Below are 21044 nucleotides of genomic sequence, written 5' to 3'. Positions count from 1 at the left end.
GTAACTCGGAACTCGCACGTCGTAATTCGCACATATTTTGTCGTAACTCACATCCATTAGGTCGTAATTCAACTTCAACTTGTTGTGAGCCAGAAAGCAACTTCTTCTATAGAAGGAACTTAAACAAAGATCGTAATTCAACCCCCATTTGTCGTAACTCATCACTTGTACGTCGTAATTCGCAGACGCTTTGTCGCAATTCGCGGACAATACGTCGTAATTCGAGGACACTTTGTCGTAATTCACTCAGATTAAGTCGTAACTCGTCTCACTTATGTCGTAATTCGCCAGAGCCAAGTCGCAATTCGCCCACCCCACATCCCCGACAAACCCCACCAAAGACCCACAAAAAGTAAAAAACAAACAAAATATTTAGAAAAATGAATTATTTAACCTAGTTTTAACGTACTCTCACTACCATAAGTACTAGTATCCATTAAAAAAGGGGTGTAAGTATGAAAGGGATCATTTTAGCAGGTGGAAATGGTACGCGGTTATACCCGATCACGAAAGTGATTTCGAAGCAGTTGCTGCCGATTCACGACAAGCCAATGATATTTTACCCGATGTCGGTATTGATGCTGGCGGGCATAAAAGACATTTTGATCATTTCCACGCCATCCGATTTGCCACGCTACATCAAACTGTTCGGCGACGGCAGCGACTACGGCATCAATTTGGCGTATGCAGAGCAGGAAAGTCCGGACGGGTTGGCCCAAGCGTTCATCATCGGCGAAGAGTTTATCGGCGACGACAACGTGGCGCTCATTCTCGGCGACAACATCTTCTTCGGGCAAGGCTTCACCAACATGCTCCAGGAAGCATCGGCGCGTCCGACCGGAGCCACGGTATTTGGCTATAAAGTAAAAGATCCGCAGCGCTTCGGCGTCGTGGAATTTGATGAAGAGCAAAACGTGCTTTCTGTCGAAGAAAAGCCGGAGTTCCCGAAATCCAATTTCGCCATCACTGGCTTGTACTTCTATGACAATAACGTCGTCGACATCGCCAAAAATATTAAACCATCGGCACGCGGCGAGCTCGAAATCACCGACATCAACAAAGAATACTTGATTCGCAACCAACTCAAAGTCGAACTGCTCGGCCGTGGGTTCGCATGGCTCGATACTGGGACGCACGAATCGCTAATGGAAGCGTCCAACTTTATCGAAACGGTCGAAAAGCGCCAAGGCTTTAAAGTGGCGTGCCTGGAGGAAATTGCATTCCGCATGGGCTATATCGACAAATGGAAACTGCTCGAACTTGCAAAGCCGCTCATCAAAAGCGATTATGGCCAGTATTTGGTGGACATCGCCGAAGAGGAGTATGAACATACGCTGGACCTCGGAGGTGTAAGATGAGCGCGAAAACGATTCTTGTCACAGGTGGCCTCGGCTTTATTGGCTCAAATTTCATCCATTACATCCTGGCCAAATACCCGCATTATAAAATCGTCAATATGGACAGCAAAACGTACGCGTCCGATCCCGACAACTTGCGCGCGTTGGAAATGAACCCGCGCTACACGTTCTATCAAATCGACATCCGGGATGCCGGAGCGGTAAGAAAAGTGTTCCACCACGAACAAATCACGGACGTCATTCACTTTGCGGCTGAATCGCATGTCGACAACTCCATCAAGAACCCGGGCGTTTTCGCGGAAACCAATGTGATCGGCACACTGAATTTATTGGAAGCAGCGCGGGGCTTGTGGCAAATCGGGCCATACGAACCGAAAGAGCCGTTTAAAAAATCGCGCTTCCACCACATCTCGACCGATGAAGTGTACGGCACGCTTGGCGACAATGGGTTCTTCACTGAAGAAACTCCGTATGCGCCGAACAGCCCGTACAGCGCAAGCAAAGCGGGATCGGACCTCCTCGTCCGCAGTTTTTACCATACGTACGGGCTCAATGTCGTAACGACCAATTGCTCGAACAATTACGGTCCGATGCAGCATGACGAAAAACTGATTCCGACGATTATCCGAAAAGCGCTTGCAAACGAAGAAATCCCCATTTACGGCAATGGCCAGAACGTCCGCGATTGGCTATATGTCGGCGACCACTGCGTGGCGATCGACAAAGTGTTCCATACCGGCAACGAAGGCGAGACTTATTTGATCGGCGGAAACAACGAAAAAACCAATATCGAAATCGCCGGACACATTTGCGAATACTTGGATGAGCATTTGCCAAAAGGCGAAAGCTACAAAAACCAAATCCGGTTTGTCAAAGACCGGCATGGCCATGACTTTCGCTACGCCATAGACGCAACGAAGCTGCAAGAGGAATTCCAATTTTTCCCTGCTGAAACGTTTGAGTCAGGGCTTGAAAAAACGATCGAGTGGTACATCGAAAAATACAAAGGTGCGGATGTCTTATGGAAAATGGGTTAGTTCACTTTGATGTAATAAAAGACGAGCGGGGAAGCCTCATTTCGCTCGAACAAATAAAAAACATTCCGTTTAATTTGAAACGGGTTTATTACCTGTACGACTTGAAAGACAGCGAACCGCGCGGCTTCCATGCGCATAAAAATTTGCGGCAGCTGATGGTCTGCATGAGCGGGTCGTGCCGGGTGGTGCTGGATGACGGCAAAACGAAAAAAAACGTGGTGCTGGACAGCCCTGAAAAAGGCTTGTTGATCGATTCGATGGTTTGGCGCGAAATGCATGATTTTTCAAATGAATGCGTGTTGATGGTCATGGCCAATGAGTATTACGAAGAAAGTGACTATATCCGGGATTACGATGAGTTTAGAAAAACGGCTAGAGGTGAAGCAATTTGATCATTCCACAAGAAGTTGATATGGCTATTCGTGTATTCAAATATGAAGATCAGGATAAGGAAGACTGGGATGCGTTTGTCGAGCGTTCAAAAAATGCGACATTTCTTCATAAAACTGATTATTTTCATTACCATAAAGATCGGTTTGACGATTGTTCGTTGCTGTTGAAGCGGAATGGACAAATACTGGCGTTGTTGCCCGGAAACATTGAAGGCACTACATTTTACAGCCACAAGGGCATGACGTATGGCGGTATGCTGCTGTTGCCGGAAACGGAAATAGAGGATGTCGTGGAGTACTTTAATACAGTAAACCGCTTTTTACAGGAAAAAGGCATTGAACGTGTCGTTTACAAGGCAATACCGCACATTTACGCTGATGTGCCTTCTCAGGAAGATGAATATGCGTTATTCCAGCTCGGTGCAAATCTTATAAGCTGCGGCATTTCGACCGCATTCCAATCGAATGCAAGACTTCCTTATCATTCAAATCGAAAAAAAGCGATCAAAAGAGCGCATAATCAAAATCTAGAAATTCGTCATGAAGGATCTTTGGAAGATTTTTGGCCAGTATTAGAAGAAAATCTGCAAAAAACCTTTTCTGTCAAACCGGTCCATACATTAGAGGAAATCAAGCACTTGAAAAAATTATTTCCGGACAATATTAAAGTAGTTACGGCATACAAAGATAATAAATGTGTCAGCGGCCTAATTATGTATTTAACGGACAATGTAGCCCATTTGCAATACTCTTCGGCTAGCCCGGAGTGGAAAAAGATTGGGGTTCTGGATCTTCTTTTAGACGTTGTCATTAATGAAGCCATGGCGACGAAAAGATATTTCGATTGCGGCGTATCCGTTGAAAATAATGGGCACATTTTAAACGAAGGGCTCCTTGCTTATAAAGAAGGCTTTGGCGGAAGGGGCATCGTCTATCAGCAATACGAATACCTTACAGCCAATCAAATCTGCGATTTGGAGGAGGGGTACGGATGATTCCTTTTTTGAATTCGAACATCAATGCCCAGCCCGAAACGGAATTAAAGCAAGCCGCGTTTTCCGTCACGCAGTTTGAGGACGCGGACCGAGCGGATTGGGACGCATTTATCGAGCGGTCGAAAAATGCCACGTTCCTACACAAAATCGATTACTTGCATTACCACAAAGACCGCTTTCCTGATTGTTCACTCCTGCTTTGGAAAAAAGGCAAACTGTTCGCATTAATGCCGGGCACGACAGAAGGCAATGCGTTTTACACCCACAAAGGGCTGACGTACGGCGGGCTTTTGCTGTTGCCGGACGCGAAAATGGAAGACGTCATTGAATGCTTTAACGCCGTCAACCACTTTTTGCAGGAAAAAGGCATTGAACGAGTCGTCTACAAAGCGATTCCGTACATCTATGCTCAACTGCCGGCGCAAGAAGACGAATATGCGCTGTTCCGCTTGGACGCCAAAAGGATCAGCAGCGGCATTTCGACCACCATCCAGCTTGATGCGCGTTTGCCTTACCACGCGATGCGGAAAAAAGCGATCAAACGGGCGGTGCAAGCAAACTTAGAAATCCGGCTTGATGCGCCGATCGAAGATTTTTGGCCGATTCTCGAAGGCAATCTCCAAAAAAACTTCGGCGTCACCCCGGTCCACAGTTTGGCGGAGATCAAGCAGCTGAAAGCGGCGTTCCCGGAAAATATCCGCGTGTACACGGCGTACAAAGACGATGAATGCGTCGGCGGCCTGCTCATGTACTTGACCGACCGGGTCTCCCACTTGCAATACTGCGCGGGCAGCGACAAAGGAAAAGAACAAGGCGCGCTCGATCTGCTGTTCGACTTTGTCATCACGGAAGCGGCAAAAGACAAAAGCTATTTTGATTTTGGCGTATCGGTGGAAAACGGCGGACATTATTTGAACAAAGGCCTCATTGCCCAAAAGCAAGGATTCGGCGGAAGAGGCGTCGTCTACCAACAGTTTGAATACCGTACAGCCAATCAAATTGGCGATTTGAAGGAGGAATGCTGATTGATCCCTTTTCTGGATTTGAAACAGATCAATGCCCAATACGAATCGGAACTAAAACAAGCGGCTGCCCGTGTCATTGACAGCGGCTGGTACATTTTAGGGAAAGAAGTCGAAGCGTTTGAACAGGAATTCGCCGCATACTGCGGCGTCGATCATTGCATCGGCATCTCCAACGGGCTCGATGCCTTGAAGCTCATTTTAAAAGCGTACGATTTTGGCGCAGGAGATGAAATCATTGTGCCGTCAAATACGTACATCGCCTCGATCCTCGCCATTTCAGAAGTCGGCGCAACGCCGGTTCTCGTTGAGCCGGACATCACGACATATAACTTGGATCCAAAGCTCGTAGAACGGGCCATTACAAATAAGACAAAAGCGATTCTTGCAGTGCATCTGTATGGCAGAGCTGCCGATATGAAAGCGCTCGGTGAAATCGCTAAACGGCACGGATTGAAACTGATCGAAGATGCCGCGCAAGCACAGGGGGTTCACTATAAAGGACATAAAACCGGGAATTTGGGCGATGCCGCAGGCTTCAGCTTTTACCCCGGCAAAAACTTGGGCGCACTGGGAGATGCCGGAGCAGTGACAACAAACGACCCGGTACTTGCCGCAAAAATCCGCGCGCTCCGCAATTACGGCTCAACCGTCAAATACGAAAACCTGGAAAAAGGCTTCAATCACCGTTTGGACGAAATGCAGGCAGCATTGCTTCGCGTAAAACTGCCGCATTTGGACAGCGAAAACGCCCGCCGCCAGGAAATCGCTGCACAATACGCAGCGGAAATCCGCAACCCGGCGATCGAATTGCCTGCCATGCCGGATGATTTTCAGGAAAGCGTCTGGCACGTCTTTGTCGTCCGGACCGAAAACCGCAAGCAATTGCAGGAGTATTTATTGAAAAACGGCGTGCAAACGATGGTCCATTACCCGATTCCGCCGCATAAGCAACAAGCATACAGTGAGTGGAACGGCCAATCGTTCCCGGTTTCCGAAAAGATCCACGCCGAAGTGCTGAGTTTGCCGATTTCACCGGTGCAGTCAAAAGAAGACACGGCTTACATCATTGAAACAATCAACCAATACCAACTAGAGGAAGCAGCCGAACGGAGGGTGGAGAATGGTCATAGCATCTAACGTGAAAAACGCCTTAGCCGATACAACTTCGATCAAATCGATTGCGCTGATTCACCGCAATATGGAATATGGCGGAATCGAAACCTTGATCGTCCGCATGGTCAAATGGCTGTGTGATAACGAATTCGACGTCACGCTGTTTTTATTCAGCAAAGGCGGGCCGCTTTTGGAGCAGCTGGAAGGCGTCCCGAACTTGAAAATCGTCGCCTACGAAAACAAACTCGACTCCCGCTTCAACTCACGATTTATGACGAAGCTCGTGTCGATGAAATTCAAAGACAAATTCGATTTCATCTATTCGTTCAGCCCGACGTCGTTTTTGCTGTCGTATATGCTGCCGGGCAACAACCGGCTGTCCGGCGTCTACCATCCGGAAACGTACCACAAAGACTATATGGAGAGTTTGAAACGAACCTTGAAGCTGCTGGACAAAGACTATTACTCGAAACTGGTATTTATGACGCCTTCCGTGAAAATAAAAACGGCAGAGCGCTTTAAAGAGCCGTTGAACGATTATATTTTCCCGCTGCCAATCGATTTGTACGAAGTGGAGGACAACTACGGAAATTACAAATCCCGGCGCATCGTATCGATTGGCCGGTTGACCGATTTTAAAACCTACAATTTTTACATGGTCGACATCATGGAGCGGCTCATTCAAGTGGATCCGACATTCACTTACCACATCTACGGCTACGGTGAAGACGAAGAAAAACTGAGAGAACGCGTCAATGCGTCTTCAGCAAAAGACCATATCTTCCTCCACGGCAAGCTGAAATACGAAGACATTGGAAAAGTTATGAAAGACACGTTTTGCTTTGTTGGTATGGGCTCGAGCCTCATCGAAGCGTGCGGCTACGGAGTGCCAGGCATTGCCGCAAAGATCAACGACTGGGACGCGATCACGGAAGGCTATTTCCACCAACTGCCGGCTTACGAATGCGGGGACACGTTCCGTGACGAGTTCAACGTCTACAAAGTGGAAGACTTGATCCTCCAATTGATGATCAATCCAAAAGAAAAATACGACCAAATCGCCAATCAATGCAAAGAAAAGATAAAAGAATTCGAAAGCGACAGCGTCATGGAGAACTTTATCCGGCTGGCCGAATCACAAAAGGGGCGCAATTAAATCGTGTGAGTATGACAGGGGTTGCTGATATTCCGTAAAACAGCTGCGCTTTCCTGCGGGCGAGCGCCAAGCCTCCTCAGTCGCTGCGCTCCTTGCGGGGTCTCGGCTGTCTCGCTTTCCCGCGGGAGTCTCCGCTGTTTTACTTCATATCTTCTAGCTAATTAGTGGTAATACGTTGCTATTAAAGAAAATCTATTCTATATAGTAAGGAATCTCTTAGCTTGGACTTGTCAGCAAAACCATTCACCTTACGCAAAACCGAATTTGAGGGAAATCAGATGAAAAAAACCGCTGTGTTCATCATATTATTCGCGCTCATTTCCAAAGTGCTTGGCTTTTTTCGGGATATCTTATTGTCGTATTTTTACGGCGCATCGCCGATCAGTGATGCGTACCTCATCTCGCAAATCATACCGAGCACGATATTCGGCCTCATCGCAGCCGGGATCGCCACCAGCTACATCCCGGTGTTCTCGCGGGTCGTCAACGAAAAAACCGAACGTTCGGCAAACTTGTTCAACAACAACGTCGTCAATTTCCTGATGATATTGTCGACCATCATCATCCTGGGCGTCGGGATTTTCACCGAACCGCTCGTCAAAGTGTTCGCTTCCGGATTTACCGACGAATCGTTTGAACTGGCCGTCCGCTTCACAAGAATCAGCATCATCGGCATTTACTTTACCGGCCTCATTTTCCTTTTTTCCGGTTTTCTGCAATTCAAAGATAGCTTCCTGATCGTGGCGCTCAGCGGCATTCCGCTGAACTTAATCTTCATGCTGTCGATCGCGCTCAGTTCAAAAATGCACTCGGACATTTTGCCGATCGGCTACGTCATCGCGCTCGCCGTGCAATTTGCCGTACTCGTGCCGCTCATTTTGAAAAAAGGCTACCGTTATCGGACCGTGTTTGACGTCAAAGACCGTTACATGAAAAGCATTCTGTTGCTTGCAATGCCGGTCATCTTGGGAACGTCTGTCGACCAAGTCAACGTTTTGGTCGACATGACGCTCGCTTCCCGCATCTCTGTCGGGGGCGTCACCGCGTTAAGCTACGCAAGCCGCTTGAATTACTTGATCCAAGGCATTTTCGTCTTATCAATTGCAACACTCATATTCCCGCAGTTGTCCCGCATGGCTTCCGTCCGGAACATTGACGGAATCAAAGATTCATTAAAGCAATCGATCGTCGCTATCAACCTGCTCGTTATTCCGACAAGCATCTTAATGCTTTTTTTCTCGCAAGAAATCGTCGAATTGCTGTTCGGGCGAGGGGCATTTGATGGGGATGCGCTTGTCATGACCACCCAGGCGCTCTTTTTCTATACGATTGGCATGATCGGCATCGCGCTGCGCGAAATTTTATCAAAAGTGTTCTACGCACTGGAAGACACCAAAACACCGATGATCAACGCCGCCATCGCCATGGTCTTGAATATTGTCTTGAACCTCATCCTGTCACGCTATATGGGTATAGGAGGCTTGGCGCTCGCTTCCAGCATCGCTGCACTCATCGCCGTTTGGCTCATGGCGCGGAGCTTGAAGAAAAAAATCGGCGTGTTTGCCGACCGGGCGCTTTGGGCCACTTCAGGAAAGATTCTCTTGGTGTCGCTCGCCAGTGTGGCATTGGCGAAAACCGGCTATGTAATTTTAGGCAACGGCAACACCATTGCGCTAATTGGGTTCTTGGCAGTCGCCGGAATCGTTTACGTGGTGATACTTTTTGTATCAGGGATAAAAGAACTAGAAGACATAACTAGATTAGTTCAAAGTAAAATAGGAAGAAAGTAGTCTTTGTTGATAAATAGCACAATTCTATCAGCAATCCAGTTAAATTTACTAAATAGTCGGAAAATTTATCTGGGAACTATACGAGAAAAGAACTATAATTAATTTGAAGAAAGCAAAGAGTTATCAAAAGAGCGAGAAAAATTCGGGGGAAGAGGGTAGATCGTGTGATAATGGACTATGAATTCTATAAAAAGAAACTCGAAAAGAATTACAGCCGGGACTTAAAAGACATAATCGCGCAAGCCTATCTGACCGACGATCTTGGCCCCTCAATGGGAGCTAAACAACTCGGCATCCCACGCCAAGTTTTTGTCTATTTTGTTAATCACTACGAACTGCGCGACCTGAAGCTTGAACAAATTAAGAAAAAAACGTTTGTATAGAACAACGCTTCTATAAGGAAAGTCTTCCGTACAGGGAAGGCTTTCTTTTTTGGTAGAGTAAGGAAAACTGTTTTGGTCGTAATTCGCTGGCCGTATGTCGTAATTCTCGGCCAATACGTCGTAACTCATCCAACTCCCAACCTCTCTACCACCCCCATACGTCCCCACCTTAATATGTTATTTCTGTAAAATCAAATTTCTATCTTTCAATTATTGGAACCTTCAAATATAATAAAAAAGTTAGACAACACAAAATTTTAAGGAGATGGAACATGTCGATTCAAAAGAAAGCGGCTTTAACAGCATCGGTAGCAATTCTGGCGTTCAGCGGATTTGTCACAGCTTCAGCAGACAGCAAAGTGGGAACGAAAACGGTTCACAATCACTACCCGTACCACACCTACCATAACTACAAATCAAAAGGTGCAGCTAAGAAAGAAGTCTCGCTCCGCATTCTGGGAACATCCGACTTACATACAAACTTCGTCAACTACGATTACTACCAGGACAAAGTTTCCAATAGCCTCGGCTTAGCAAAAACCGGTGTATTAATAGAAAAAGCGCGCGAGGAAAGCAAAAACACTTTGCTGTTCGATAACGGCGACCTGATCCAAGGAACCCCGCTTGGCGGCTACAAAGCAACCGTCGATCCGATTGAAGAAGGCGAAATGCATCCAGGATACGCAGCACTTGAATCTCTTGACTTTGATGCCTCAACTCTCGGCAACCACGAGTTCAACTTTGGCCTGACGTATTTGGATGAAGTATTGGACGATGCACCATTCCCTGTAGTGAATGCAAACGTTTACAATGCAGAAACCGGCAAAAACCAATTCAATCCATATACCATCATTGAAAAAGAAGTTACCGACAAAAAAGGCAAAAAGCAAACGATCCAAGTAGGGGTGATCGGAGTTGTTGCTCCACATATCATGAAATGGGACCGCGTAAACTTGGAAGGCAAAGTCGTAGCAAAAGATGCGGTTGAATCCGTGAAGAAATTCTTGCCGGAAGTGAAAAAAGCGGGAGCGGACGTCGTCGTTGTTCTTTCCCACTCAGGCATGGGCGATGAAAACTACGAAGTTGGGGAAGAAGACATCACGTACCAACTGACTGAAGTAGAAGGCATCGATGCCATCATCACCGGCCACAACCACGAAGTATTCCCAGGCGCTTACAAAGACCTGCCAAATGTTGACCAAAAACAAGGGACGATCAACGGCACGCCAGTTGTCATGCCAGGCAAGTTCGGCAGCCATTTGGGAGTTATCGATTTGACGCTTGCTCCAAAAGGGAAAGAGTGGGAAGTCGTGAAAGAAAAAGCGGAAGTGCGCGCAATCGATGCAAAAACCGATGAAGTTTCTGAAGAAGTCGTCGAAGCGGTTCAAGAAGCACACAAAGCGACAATCGACTATGTCCGCAGCCCAGTTGGCGAAACAACAGCGCCAATCACGAGCTATTTCTCACTGGTAAAAGACGACCCATCGATCCAAATTGTCAACAACGCGCAAACGTGGTATGCGAAACAGCAGCTAGCGGGCACAGCTAACGCAGACTTGCCAATCCTGTCAGCAGCAGCTCCATTCAAAGCAGGTGGACGCAACGGCGCTGAATACTACACCGATATCGCAACCGGTGAAATTGCCATTAAAAACGTGGCCGATCTTTACGTATTTGACAACACCGTCTTCGCACTGAAAATGACCGGAGCGGACGTCAAAGAATGGCTGGAAATGTCAGCTGGCCAGTTCTACCAAATCGATCCGAATAAAACCGGCGAACAAGCACTCGTCAACAACGACTACCGCACATACAACTTTGACGTCATCGACGGTGTTACGTATGAAGTCGATGTCACGCAGCCAGCAAAATACGACATTGACGGAAAACTAGTTAATCAAACCGCAAACCGCATCAAAAACCTTTCGTATAATGGGAAAGCAGTAGCGGCTGACCAAGAATTCCTGGTCATTACAAACAACTACCGTGCAAGCGGCACGTTCCCAGGAGTTCGCAACGCATCCGAACGCATTGACTTTGCATACGAAAATCGCCAAGCGGTCATGGACTACATGGTCGAATTCGGCACGATCAATCCATCGGCCGACAGCAACTGGAACTTCGCTCCAATTGAAGGCAACCCAACACTTGTTTTCGAAACAGCACAAAAAGCACAAAACATGATTCCAGCAAACAGCGGCATCACGTATATGGCACCAGCAGCAAACGGATTTGCCCAATTCAAACTCGAAACCGAATAAATAGTAAAAATTTAGCCACCCACATTAATGGGTGGCTTTTTTGATAAATCCAATTTTAAAACCTTTTAAACTGGGCAAAAAGAACCGGAAATAATAGGGTTTCAACCGAAAAAATAAAACGCCATAAAAAAAGTCGGGAATTATATGAAAAAACTACTAGTCAAAATGTCCCTAAGGCTATATACTAATAATATCCAAAAGAATTCCAAATAAAAATTTACTACTAACTTATAGAAGGCGAGTTGAGTTCATGGAGAACTACGAATACTATAAAAACAAACTCGAAAAGCAACTAAACCGCGACATAAAAGACATCATCAAATCATTCTACATCGATAATCAGCAAGGCCCTTCTGTAAGCGCAAAAGAACTCGGCATTCCGCGCCAAGCTTTCATGTATTTTGTCCAACAATTTCAGTTGAAAGATCTTCGCTACGGTGATTCCAAAAAAAAAATTCTAATTTAAACGAATAAGCATCACACAAATGCATTCTCCCAAAAAGAGAATGTTTTTTATTTAAAGAAATCCATTCCCACTCTATTCCAACCGATTATTAATTTATAGGTTAATAAAAGAATAAATTACAATAAATTCTAAATAATTAAACTTTTTAACCTATATCTATTTACGATTCTACAAAGTTTTTATAAAACTTGAATAGGAATACGCAGTTACTTCCGGTACAAAGAAGGATATATTATTGGTAATACCTTTAGGGAGTGATTCTTATTATTATTAAAGACTTATACAAACTACGGTTGACATGGTTGGAAATAATACACGATGATGCCCAATGCCCGGAAATGAAAGAAAAATTGCGACTTAAAATGGACTTTTATCGCCAAAGATTATCAAGTTAAAAGTGAGCGTTTACAAAATTGAAGAGCTGCATCTGGAAACCTAATAAGGTTCTCGGATGCAACTCTTTTTTTGCTGTACGCTTGAGCGGGCAGTTCCATATTGATCTTTTCTCTTGAACCGCCTAGGAAGTGAAGAAAAAACAGTTCTCATCCTAAAGTGAAAAGAAAAATGGATGCATTTCGCTAAAGCGAAATGCGAAAGAGCAAGGGATAAGCTGCTTTTTGACAATCTTGCATATAAAAGTGGGGATGTTTGTCGTAACTCACTTAGAGTATGTCGTAATTCGTGGCTCGTTCGTCGTAACTTAATGAGCGTATGTCGTAATTCAGTACCAGTACGTCGTAACTCAAGCCCCATTTGTCGTAACTCATGATCAGTCACTCCAACCACAAAAAAAAGGCATCCCCTCATAAAGAGAGAACGCCTCATCAAATTACATACCCAAATGCTCTTTCAATGCACCTTGGATTTCAGCCAATTCGGCATCATCCATCATGTAATACCAAATCCCATTAATCGTATCTCCATAGCCGTCTTCGACAATGATCTGATCCACTTTGCCAACCGCATCACGGTAATTGCCTTGAACCTCAACCATTTCATCAAACGTCATATTCGTACGAACGTTGTTTCCAAGTGCATTGAAAATGTCTTTATAGTTCAACAAACTATTCACCGAAGCGCCTTCACGAAGCACTCCTTGAATCACTTGCTTCTGGCGATCCTGGCGTCCAAAGTCGCCGCGTGGATCTTGTTTTCTCATCCGGACATACTCCAATGCTTTTTCACCGGACAAGTGGAGATTCCCAGCAGCAAAGCTGTCAAAAGCCATCGGGCTGTTAATATCCACACCGCCAACCGCATCAACAATGTCCTTAAAGCCTTCCATGTTCACTTGCACAACATAGTCAATCGGAATATCAAGCAAATTCTCAACTGATGCCATTGACATTTCAATGCCACCAAAAGCGTAAGCGTGGTTAATCTTATCCGTCGTACCATGTCCAACAATTTCCGTATACGTATCACGCGGAATCGAAATCATCTTCGTCGACTTTTCCGTCGGGTTGACCGTCATCACAACCATTGTATCCGAGCGGCCGCTGTCGCCTTCGCGTTCATCAACGCCAAGCACTAGGACTGAAAACGGATCTTTTTCATCAAGAACAACTTCCTCAGTCCGTTTCTCAGAAACTTCTCGCTTGATTGGTTCATGTATTTCCTCAAGCGTATTCGTCAAGCTATTATAAACCGTAAACATATAAACGCCGATCCCCACAACGATTAATCCCAATATCCCGACAATCCAAGGCCATTTTTTCTTCTTGGCTTTTTTGTTTCTTCTGCTCATCTTGTTTCCTCCATCATTCGGCTATAAAATAGCTCGATAAACTGTCCGCCCAAATTGCGGCGCCCTCACCATTCGGATCTGAGTCCTCAGTCAAGTAATCTTCAAGGGCTGGGTCCTCTGTATCCGGCCAATTGGACCAATGATTAATATAAGCGTAATCGTTCAAATTTGCAAACTCTTCCAAAGCTTCAACTTGCGCTAAATAAAACTTCGCTTGAAATATCGGCTGTGGGGGATGAAGGACCAGTGCCGCATCACTCACTTCAGCTTGTACTTTACCTAAAAATTTCTCGATCACAAATTGTTCATCTTCAATCGTGACATTTCCATTATCCTTCAATGTGAAAGGCTCCATTAATACAACGTCATAGCCTTTGGAAAGATCCACATCTTCTTCAAGAAACTCAAGAGAAGTTCCATCAAACGAAATCGTTTCCGCTTCCACAAAATCACCATAAGCTTCCTCCAATGAATCCATAAGCAATTTCGCATATCCGGGCTCGCCGTCTTCCATAACAGAAGAGCCAACGATCAACAGCTGGACTTTTTCGCCAGCTTTGTTGCGGTTTACAAAAACTTCTCGGACTTGCTCATCCATAGCAGCGGTCAACTTCTCAAATTCTACTTGAGAACTGCCTTCGCTTACAGGTTCTTCCGCTTCAGCCGGTTCTTCTTTTTGTACTTCAACTGCAGGTGCAGAAGAATTACCACTTGCAGAGGCTAACTTGTCTTTCCATATAATGTAGCTAAATACTAAAACTGCAAGGCACAATACAATTAGAACAAATGCTCCTAAATTTCTCAAATTCATACAGTTCTCCTCTCCAAAACGTTATTTTCTACACACTAACATAGCATAAATCCATCCTTTAGCCTATAAATCTTTTTAAAAATGGAAGTTCCTAAAGTCTTGCATTATGCTATACTAGCATAAGTTGTTTTAAAAGACCCTAAAAGGAGCCACCAATTAAATGGAAGAAACCATCAGTTTACAAGATTTATTTAAGACATTAAAAAAGCGCATCGGATTGATTGCGCTGTTAACCGTTTTAGCGATTACCATTGCAGGTGCTGTATCGTTCCTGTTGCTGACGCCGATTTATGAAACATCGACGCAAATTCTTGTTAACCAAGAAAAAACAGATGCTGCAACAGCAATAAACCAAAATATTCAAACCGATTTGCAATTGATCAATACATATAGTGTAATCATTAAAAGCCCGGCTATCCTTGATCAAGTCGTAGAGCAACTCAACTTGGATATGTCAACGGATGACTTAAATGGAAAAATCACGGTTGCAACAGCCGAACAGTCACAAGTAGTTAACGTATCTGTTCAAGACTCTAACCCGGCAGTTGCAGTTGACATCGCCAATACAACAGCTGCTGTTTTCCAAGAGGAAATTCAAGAATTGATGAATGTCGACAACGTCTCGATTTTGTCTAAGGCGGTATTAAAAGACAACCCAGCTCCAGTAGCGCCAAACCCACTGATGAATATGGCCATTGCAGCTATTGTCGGTTTAATGCTGGGTGTCGGAATTGCGTTCCTGCTTGAATATTTGGATACAACGATGAAGAACGAACAAGATGTAGAAGATATTTTAGGGATTCCGCTCTTAGGAATTATTTCTCCTATTAAAGAAAAAGCGGAATTGACCGAGAAAACACCGGAAACATCCAGAAGAAGGGCAGGATAAGTTATGGCAAGAAAGAAAAAAGTATTACAACAAACAGCACGCAAACTGATTACGTTCACGACACCGCGTTCTTACGTAGCGGAGCAATTCCGGACGCTTCGGACCAACGTTACTTTTTCATCACCTGATGCAGATATACGCACGATGGTCATTACATCAGCTGCTCCTTCAGAAGGAAAGTCAACAACTTCTGCAAACTTAGCGGTTGTTTTCGCACAAGAAGGCAAGCGGGTATTATTGGTAGACGGCGATATGCGCAAACCGACAACCCATTACACATTCCACATGGGGAATACGATCGGCCTTTCAAGCGTTCTAACTCGCCAAGCGAAAGTGGAAGACGCTGTACGACCGACTGCAGTAGAACGTTTGGATCTGATGACATGCGGACCGATTCCTCCGAATCCGGCAGAATTACTTGGATCCAAATCGATGGATGCGCTAATTCATCAGTTAAAAGATATATACGACTTAATCATTTTTGATGCACCGCCTGTATTGTCCGTAACGGATGGCCAGATTTTAGCGAACAAATGCGAAGGCGCGATTTTAGTGGTCAGTTCAGGAAATACAGAAAAAGAAATGGCATTAAAAGCGAAAGAAGCACTTGCTTCATCTAATGCACGCATCATCGGAGCGGTCTTGAATAACTATGAACTTGCGAAAGACAGTTACTACTACCAATATTACGGCTCAACTGAGTAAAAAGGATTTCCTTTTTACTCTTTTTACTGGCATAAGGAGGAATTGACAACAATGATTGATACACACGCACATATACTGGCTGGACTTGATGATGGCGCTGATACGATGGAACAAACGAAACGATTGCTTGAAAAAGCGGTCAACGAACAAATTACTGGCATCATTACTACCCCACATGCTTTTCATCCGAATTTCACAACCGATATACCAGCTCTTCAAAGGCAGTTAAAACTGACCAATGATTATATAGCAGAACAAAATCTCCCTATTACTCTTTACAGTGGACAGGAATGTCGATTGACTGAAAAGTTACCTGACCTGCTAGCTACAGGTGGAGCGTTGACGTTAGCTGGATCGCAGTTTGTATTACTTGAGTTGCCTTCTTCAGGAGTTCCCGGCTATACAGTACCGATAATCCAGAAATTGATCACTGCAGGCTATGTACCGATTATTGCGCATGCAGAACGCAACCAAGGAATTATCGAAAAACCGGAACGATTAAAAAAATTGTTGCTTCACGGCGCACTTGCTCAAGTGACAGCTGGATCTATAGCAGGAAGCTTTGGAAAAGCAATCCAGAAAACTGCAATGACGCTGATAGATGCAAATTTAATTCACGTTTATGGATCTGATGTCCACAATTTGGAAACACGTCCATTTTTATTTAATGAAGGGTTAGATTATCTCGAGAAAAAGAACCGTCACGAAATTATTGATATTATGCTTGAAAACAACGATAGAATTTTGTTGAATGAAAATATGCATGTACTAGAACCTCAAGCTATTTCGAAGTCTAAATGGTGGAATATGTTTTCTTAAAATACTTGTAATTATTAGAAAGGTGTCGAAAAAAGTCGAATACTTTTTTGATATTAAGGACTATATATGATAAAAAAACCCTATCATTTCCAAATACTTGTGTGCTAAACTTGGAAAGCAGTTAATACATACTGTGAATAAAGTAATAGTAATTGAAAGGGTTGACCCATTTGTCACTAAAGCGAAGAGCGCCATTTTTAGTAATAGTCGATTCATTTATTGTTTTTTTCTCGATTTTCCTCGGCTTTTTCTTGCTTCATCCATTAACAAACGTATTTGAAAATAAATTTTTAATGACGAGTGCACTGACTATTTTTGTAGCTCATCATGCACTAGCCATATTTTATGGTCTTTACCGAAAAGTTTGGGAATATGCGTCAATTGGAGAGTTAGCATCGATTTTTAAAGCTGTGACATGGTCGATTATTGCAGTAGCAGCTGTGCAGTATTTTGTCAGTGGAGATATTCTATTCCGAGCATTAGCAATTACTTGGATGCTCCATCTATTATTAATCGGAGGGTCGCGTTTATCTTGGCGTTTAGGTCGAGATATAGCATATAGTCGAAAAAATCCCGAACTAAAAAATACTATGATTATTGGAGCTGGAAAAGCAGGTACTTTAGTAGCTCGCCAATTATTAGATAACCCGGAAAACGGTTTGATTCCGATTTTATATATTGACGATGATATTAGGAAACAAGGATTTGAAATTTTTGGTATTCGTGTAGTACGTGGAGGTATAATTGATATTGCTGATATTGCAAAAGTAAACAATATCGAACATATTATTATCGCAATTCCTTCGTTAGGCAAGCTTGAAACTGCTGAATTAATACAGAAATGTTTTGACACTGGAATTCATACGCAGACCATTCCTCGAATAGAAGATATTATGACTGGTAAAGTTTCTGTAACAGATATCCAAGATGTGAAGATAGAAGATCTTCTTGGTCGTGAAGAAGTAAATTTGGATATGAATAAAATAGCAGATCAGTTAAATGGAAAAACTATACTCGTAACTGGGGCTGGAGGTTCTATTGGTTCCGAAATTACACGACAAATTGCTCGCTTTGGACCCGAAAAGTTATTGCTTTTAGGACATGGGGAAAACTCAATTTATCTAATAGACATGGAATTACGTAAGATTATTGCTCCTGAAACTGAAGTAATTCCAATTATTGCAGATGTTCAAGATCGAGAACGGATTATGGATATTATGGCAATGTATCAACCGGATGTTGTATATCATGCAGCAGCTCATAAACATGTCCCGCTTATGGAGAAAAATCCTATGGAAGCAGTGAAAAATAATATTTTTGGCACAAAAAATGTAGCAGATGCCGCTCATATCCATGGTGTTAAAAACTTTGTAATGATATCTACTGACAAAGCGGTTAATCCGCCAAATGTTATGGGAGCTACGAAGAGATTTGCTGAAATGATTGTTCAAAATTTGGCAAAGCGCAGTGATACAAAGTTTGCTGCAGTACGTTTTGGCAATGTTCTTGGTTCACGAGGCTCAGTGATTCCATTATTTAAAAATCAAATAGCAGCAGGTGGGCCTGTTACAGTAACTCATCCTGATATGACTCGATATTTTATGACCATTCCTGAAGCATCCCGTTTAGTAATCCAAGCAGGTACGCTAGCAGAAGGCGGAGAGGTCTTTGTACTTGATATGGGGGAACCTGTGAAGATTGTAGATCTTGCTAAAAACTTAATCCGACTATCGGGATATACTGATGGGGAAATTGGAATTGAATTTGCAGGAATTCGTCCTGGAGAAAAGATGTTCGAAGAGCTTTTGAATTCTGATGAAATTCAGAGTGAAATGGTATTTCCTAAGATTTATATAGGGAAGGCTAATCCGGTAGCAGAAGGAGAATTAATGATACTTTTACAAAATTTTCCTGAAATGAATAATAAAGAAATAAAAGAAGTACTTGTGAGTTTAGCTAATCGTAAAAATGTAGAAACAATGAGTTTTTAAATTAAAGTGACTTTTATATGAACTATATAATTATTAATATTTCGATATTTTTCTTTTAAATTCGAATTCCTAGTAAAAGAAATTTCTTTGATTAAATAGTCTTAAATCAAGTGATATCAAATGGATATTAACAATTATGATCTAAACTAGAATTTAAGTAGGTGTAAAGTGAATAATTATATTAAACTTTTAAAAACAAATGGTACGCGCCAGATTGTTAGAAAAATTATGAAGCGAAGTTTAAATAAGCTTATATATATAAAATATAAGCATTTCTTTAAACAGAAAAAGTTTAAGAGAAAAGAATTTCTTACTCATTATACAAGTCAAATGAATTTTTTTTATGATATTAAAACAAAAAAAAATATTAAACAATTTTATATAAAAAATCCTTTAATATCTAATGAAGTTTTAAAAGAAGCAGAAACAGTTTTAAATCATGAATTTGAAATATTGGGTTCAAAAAGGATCCCTCTAGGAGAGATTATAGACTGGAATAAAGATTATATTAATAGTTACATATGGGAAAAAAATTACTACAAGGAAATTGAAATTATAAATTACAATAAAACTTTTGATGTGAAATATCCTTGGGAATTATCACGTTTTAATCATTTGTTTGTGTTAGGAAAAGCATATTGGATTACCGATGATTTGAAATATTATATTGAATTTAAACAACAAATAAAGAGCTGGATTGAACAAAATGAATTTAATTACTCTGTTAACTGGACTTCTACTATGGAAGTAGCAATCAGAGCAGCAAATTTAATTCATTCTTACTATCATTTTAGCGATTTAATAGAAAATGATTTAGAATTTAAAGAAATGTATAATATAAATTTATATTTACATGGTAAATACATTGCTGATAACTTAGAAAATTACGATAGTATAAGAAATAATCACTATATTTCCAATTTGGTGGGATTAATTTATCTAGGTTTTTATTTTAAAAATGGTAAGACTTTAAGAGAAGCAACAACATGGCTGGAAAAAGGCATTAAAGAACTTGAAAAAGAAGTTAAGGTGCAAATAAATACAGATGGAAGTTCTTTTGAAACATCAACATCATATCACAGACTTGTTTCTGAATTTTTGTTATACAGCTATATTTTGTGTGAAATAAATGGAATAAAATTAAGTGAAAATTATAAGGAAATACTTTTTAAAATGCATAAATATTTAATTTATGTTACTAAACCAAATAACCAGTCTCCTCTAATTGGAGATATAGATAATGGGCGGTTCATAATAATTTCAAATTTATTCTGGGATAAAAGAAATTTAAATCATACATTAGATTTATTTGGAAAATATTTTAATTATGCTCTTCCAAAATTCTTACATATTTCAAAAGAAGAAAGTGTGTGGATAAATAAAAAAACGGAAGATTATGGAATTAAGCCTTCAGAAAATCTTATTAAAGAAAATGAATCTTATTATGATGCAGGAATTTATAAACTGACAAATAATATCTTCTTTTGCTTAGTTAGGTGTGGAGAGCTCTCAATGAGAGGGCAAGGCGGTCATAGTCATAATGATCAATTAAGTATCGAATTAAATATAAATGGAGAAGATTTTTTTATTGATCCTGGTTCTTTTACTTATACTGGGTCAGTAAAAGAAAGAAACAGAGATAGATCAACTTCTAATCATAATACGTTGGTAATAAAAGGAATAGAGCAAAATACTTTTGATGATAATTTGTTTTTAATGCAAGAAGAAACATTTTCACAAGTTCTTATGTTTAATGGAGTTTTTTTTAAAGGTGAACATTATGGTTATGTCAAAAAGGGGCATGGAACTCATACTAGAACCATAGAAATATTAAATAGTAAATTTGTGATAATGGATAATTTGAGTAATAAATTGGATCATGAAAATGTATTTCAACATTTTATTTTAGACCCTAATATCACAATACAAAAAGCTCTAAATGGAATTATATTGAAAAAAAATAAAGTTAGAGTATTTTTAGAAGTGAAAAAAGTGATTGTAGAAGATACAACTGTGTCTTATGGATATGGGAGTAAAATACCTACCAAAATACTTAAAATTCCTTTTCAAAAAGAGATTTCTCTAATAGTGTTATAAATTATTTAG

18 protein-coding genes are annotated in these 21044 nt (G+C 41.9%); 16 read left to right on the top strand and 2 right to left on the bottom strand.

Annotation, left to right across the window (positions count from 1 at the left end; translation table 11 throughout):
• Window positions 1–455 precede the first annotated feature (455 nt).
• From rfbA to ACRRQV_RS07220, 11 genes are all read left to right on the top strand, one after another.
• On the top strand, window positions 456–1358 hold the full coding sequence (gene rfbA, locus ACRRQV_RS07270) for a glucose-1-phosphate thymidylyltransferase RfbA (RefSeq protein ID WP_432529185.1): 903 nt from the start codon (window positions 456–458) through the stop codon (window positions 1356–1358).
• Window positions 1355–2395 carry a dTDP-glucose 4,6-dehydratase gene (gene rfbB / locus ACRRQV_RS07265; RefSeq protein WP_432529183.1) on the top strand — a complete coding sequence of 347 codons (1041 nt, stop codon included), beginning with the start codon at window positions 1355–1357 and terminating at the stop codon, window positions 2393–2395. The genes rfbA and rfbB overlap by 4 nt, the downstream gene beginning before the upstream one ends.
• Window positions 2380–2787, top strand: a complete 408-nt coding sequence (locus ACRRQV_RS07260) for a sugar 3,4-ketoisomerase (RefSeq protein WP_432529181.1) — start codon at window positions 2380–2382, stop codon at window positions 2785–2787. The genes rfbB and ACRRQV_RS07260 overlap by 16 nt, the downstream gene beginning before the upstream one ends.
• On the top strand, window positions 2784–3782 hold the full coding sequence (locus tag ACRRQV_RS07255) for a GNAT family N-acetyltransferase (RefSeq protein WP_432529179.1): 999 nt from the start codon (window positions 2784–2786) through the stop codon (window positions 3780–3782). Before ACRRQV_RS07260 ends, ACRRQV_RS07255 begins: the two co-directional genes overlap by 4 nt.
• The gene (locus tag ACRRQV_RS07250) at window positions 3779–4807 is read left to right on the top strand and encodes a GNAT family N-acetyltransferase (RefSeq protein ID WP_432529177.1); all 1029 of its coding nucleotides are present in this window, start codon (window positions 3779–3781) and stop codon (window positions 4805–4807) included. Before ACRRQV_RS07255 ends, ACRRQV_RS07250 begins: the two co-directional genes overlap by 4 nt.
• Window positions 4808–5944: a DegT/DnrJ/EryC1/StrS family aminotransferase gene (locus tag ACRRQV_RS07245; protein WP_432529175.1), complete on the top strand. Its 1137-nt coding sequence runs from the start codon at window positions 4808–4810 to the stop codon at window positions 5942–5944.
• Window positions 5928–7076, top strand: a complete 1149-nt coding sequence (locus ACRRQV_RS07240) for a glycosyltransferase (protein WP_432529173.1) — start codon at window positions 5928–5930, stop codon at window positions 7074–7076. The genes ACRRQV_RS07245 and ACRRQV_RS07240 overlap by 17 nt, the downstream gene beginning before the upstream one ends.
• Window positions 7077–7354: 278 nt before the next feature.
• Window positions 7355–8866 (top strand): murein biosynthesis integral membrane protein MurJ, encoded by a 1512-nt coding sequence (gene murJ / locus ACRRQV_RS07235; RefSeq protein WP_432529171.1) that lies wholly within the window; start codon window positions 7355–7357, stop codon window positions 8864–8866.
• 170 nt (window positions 8867–9036) lie between these two features.
• Complete coding sequence (locus tag ACRRQV_RS07230) at window positions 9037–9249, top strand: hypothetical protein (RefSeq protein WP_432529169.1); 213 nt, start codon at window positions 9037–9039, stop codon at window positions 9247–9249.
• A 272-nt stretch (window positions 9250–9521) separates the two neighbouring features.
• On the top strand, window positions 9522–11510 hold the full coding sequence (locus ACRRQV_RS07225) for a bifunctional 2',3'-cyclic-nucleotide 2'-phosphodiesterase/3'-nucleotidase (RefSeq protein WP_432529167.1): 1989 nt from the start codon (window positions 9522–9524) through the stop codon (window positions 11508–11510).
• 250 nt (window positions 11511–11760) lie between these two features.
• Window positions 11761–11976, top strand: a complete 216-nt coding sequence (locus tag ACRRQV_RS07220; protein ID WP_432529165.1) for a hypothetical protein — start codon at window positions 11761–11763, stop codon at window positions 11974–11976.
• Window positions 11977–12805: 829 nt separating this feature from the next.
• Here ACRRQV_RS07220 and ACRRQV_RS07215 read toward each other — a convergent pair.
• Together ACRRQV_RS07215 and ACRRQV_RS07210 are read right to left on the bottom strand one after the other, a co-directional pair.
• Complete coding sequence (locus tag ACRRQV_RS07215) at window positions 12806–13723, bottom strand: LytR family transcriptional regulator (RefSeq protein WP_432529163.1); 918 nt, start codon at window positions 13721–13723, stop codon at window positions 12806–12808.
• A 13-nt stretch (window positions 13724–13736) separates the two neighbouring features.
• Window positions 13737–14534: an SGNH/GDSL hydrolase family protein gene (locus ACRRQV_RS07210; RefSeq protein WP_432529161.1), complete on the bottom strand. Its 798-nt coding sequence runs from the start codon at window positions 14532–14534 to the stop codon at window positions 13737–13739.
• Between the two features lie 160 nt (window positions 14535–14694).
• Between ACRRQV_RS07210 and ACRRQV_RS07205 the strand changes: the two genes are divergently transcribed.
• From ACRRQV_RS07205 to ACRRQV_RS07185, 5 genes are all read left to right on the top strand, one after another.
• A complete protein-coding gene (locus tag ACRRQV_RS07205) occupies window positions 14695–15423 on the top strand; it encodes a YveK family protein (protein ID WP_432529159.1) in 729 nt (242 codons plus the stop codon).
• 3 nt (window positions 15424–15426) lie between these two features.
• Entirely contained in the window at window positions 15427–16128 is a 702-nt protein-coding gene (locus ACRRQV_RS07200; RefSeq protein ID WP_432529157.1) for a CpsD/CapB family tyrosine-protein kinase, read from the top strand.
• A 51-nt stretch (window positions 16129–16179) separates the two neighbouring features.
• Window positions 16180–16947, top strand: a complete 768-nt coding sequence (locus tag ACRRQV_RS07195; protein WP_432529155.1) for a tyrosine-protein phosphatase — start codon at window positions 16180–16182, stop codon at window positions 16945–16947.
• Window positions 16948–17117: 170 nt separating this feature from the next.
• Window positions 17118–18938: a polysaccharide biosynthesis protein gene (locus ACRRQV_RS07190; RefSeq protein WP_432529496.1), complete on the top strand. Its 1821-nt coding sequence runs from the start codon at window positions 17118–17120 to the stop codon at window positions 18936–18938.
• A gap of 168 nt (window positions 18939–19106) precedes the next feature.
• Window positions 19107–21035 (top strand): alginate lyase family protein, encoded by a 1929-nt coding sequence (locus tag ACRRQV_RS07185; RefSeq protein ID WP_432529153.1) that lies wholly within the window; start codon window positions 19107–19109, stop codon window positions 21033–21035.
• The last annotated feature ends 9 nt before the right edge of the window (window positions 21036–21044 follow it).

This window comes from Planococcus sp. YIM B11945 (assembly GCF_050864155.1).
In the GTDB taxonomy this organism is placed as follows: Bacteria; Bacillota; Bacilli; order Bacillales_A; family Planococcaceae; genus Planococcus.
Note: the sequence above shows the minus strand (reverse complement) of the source record. Positions and strands in the feature narration are given on the sequence as shown.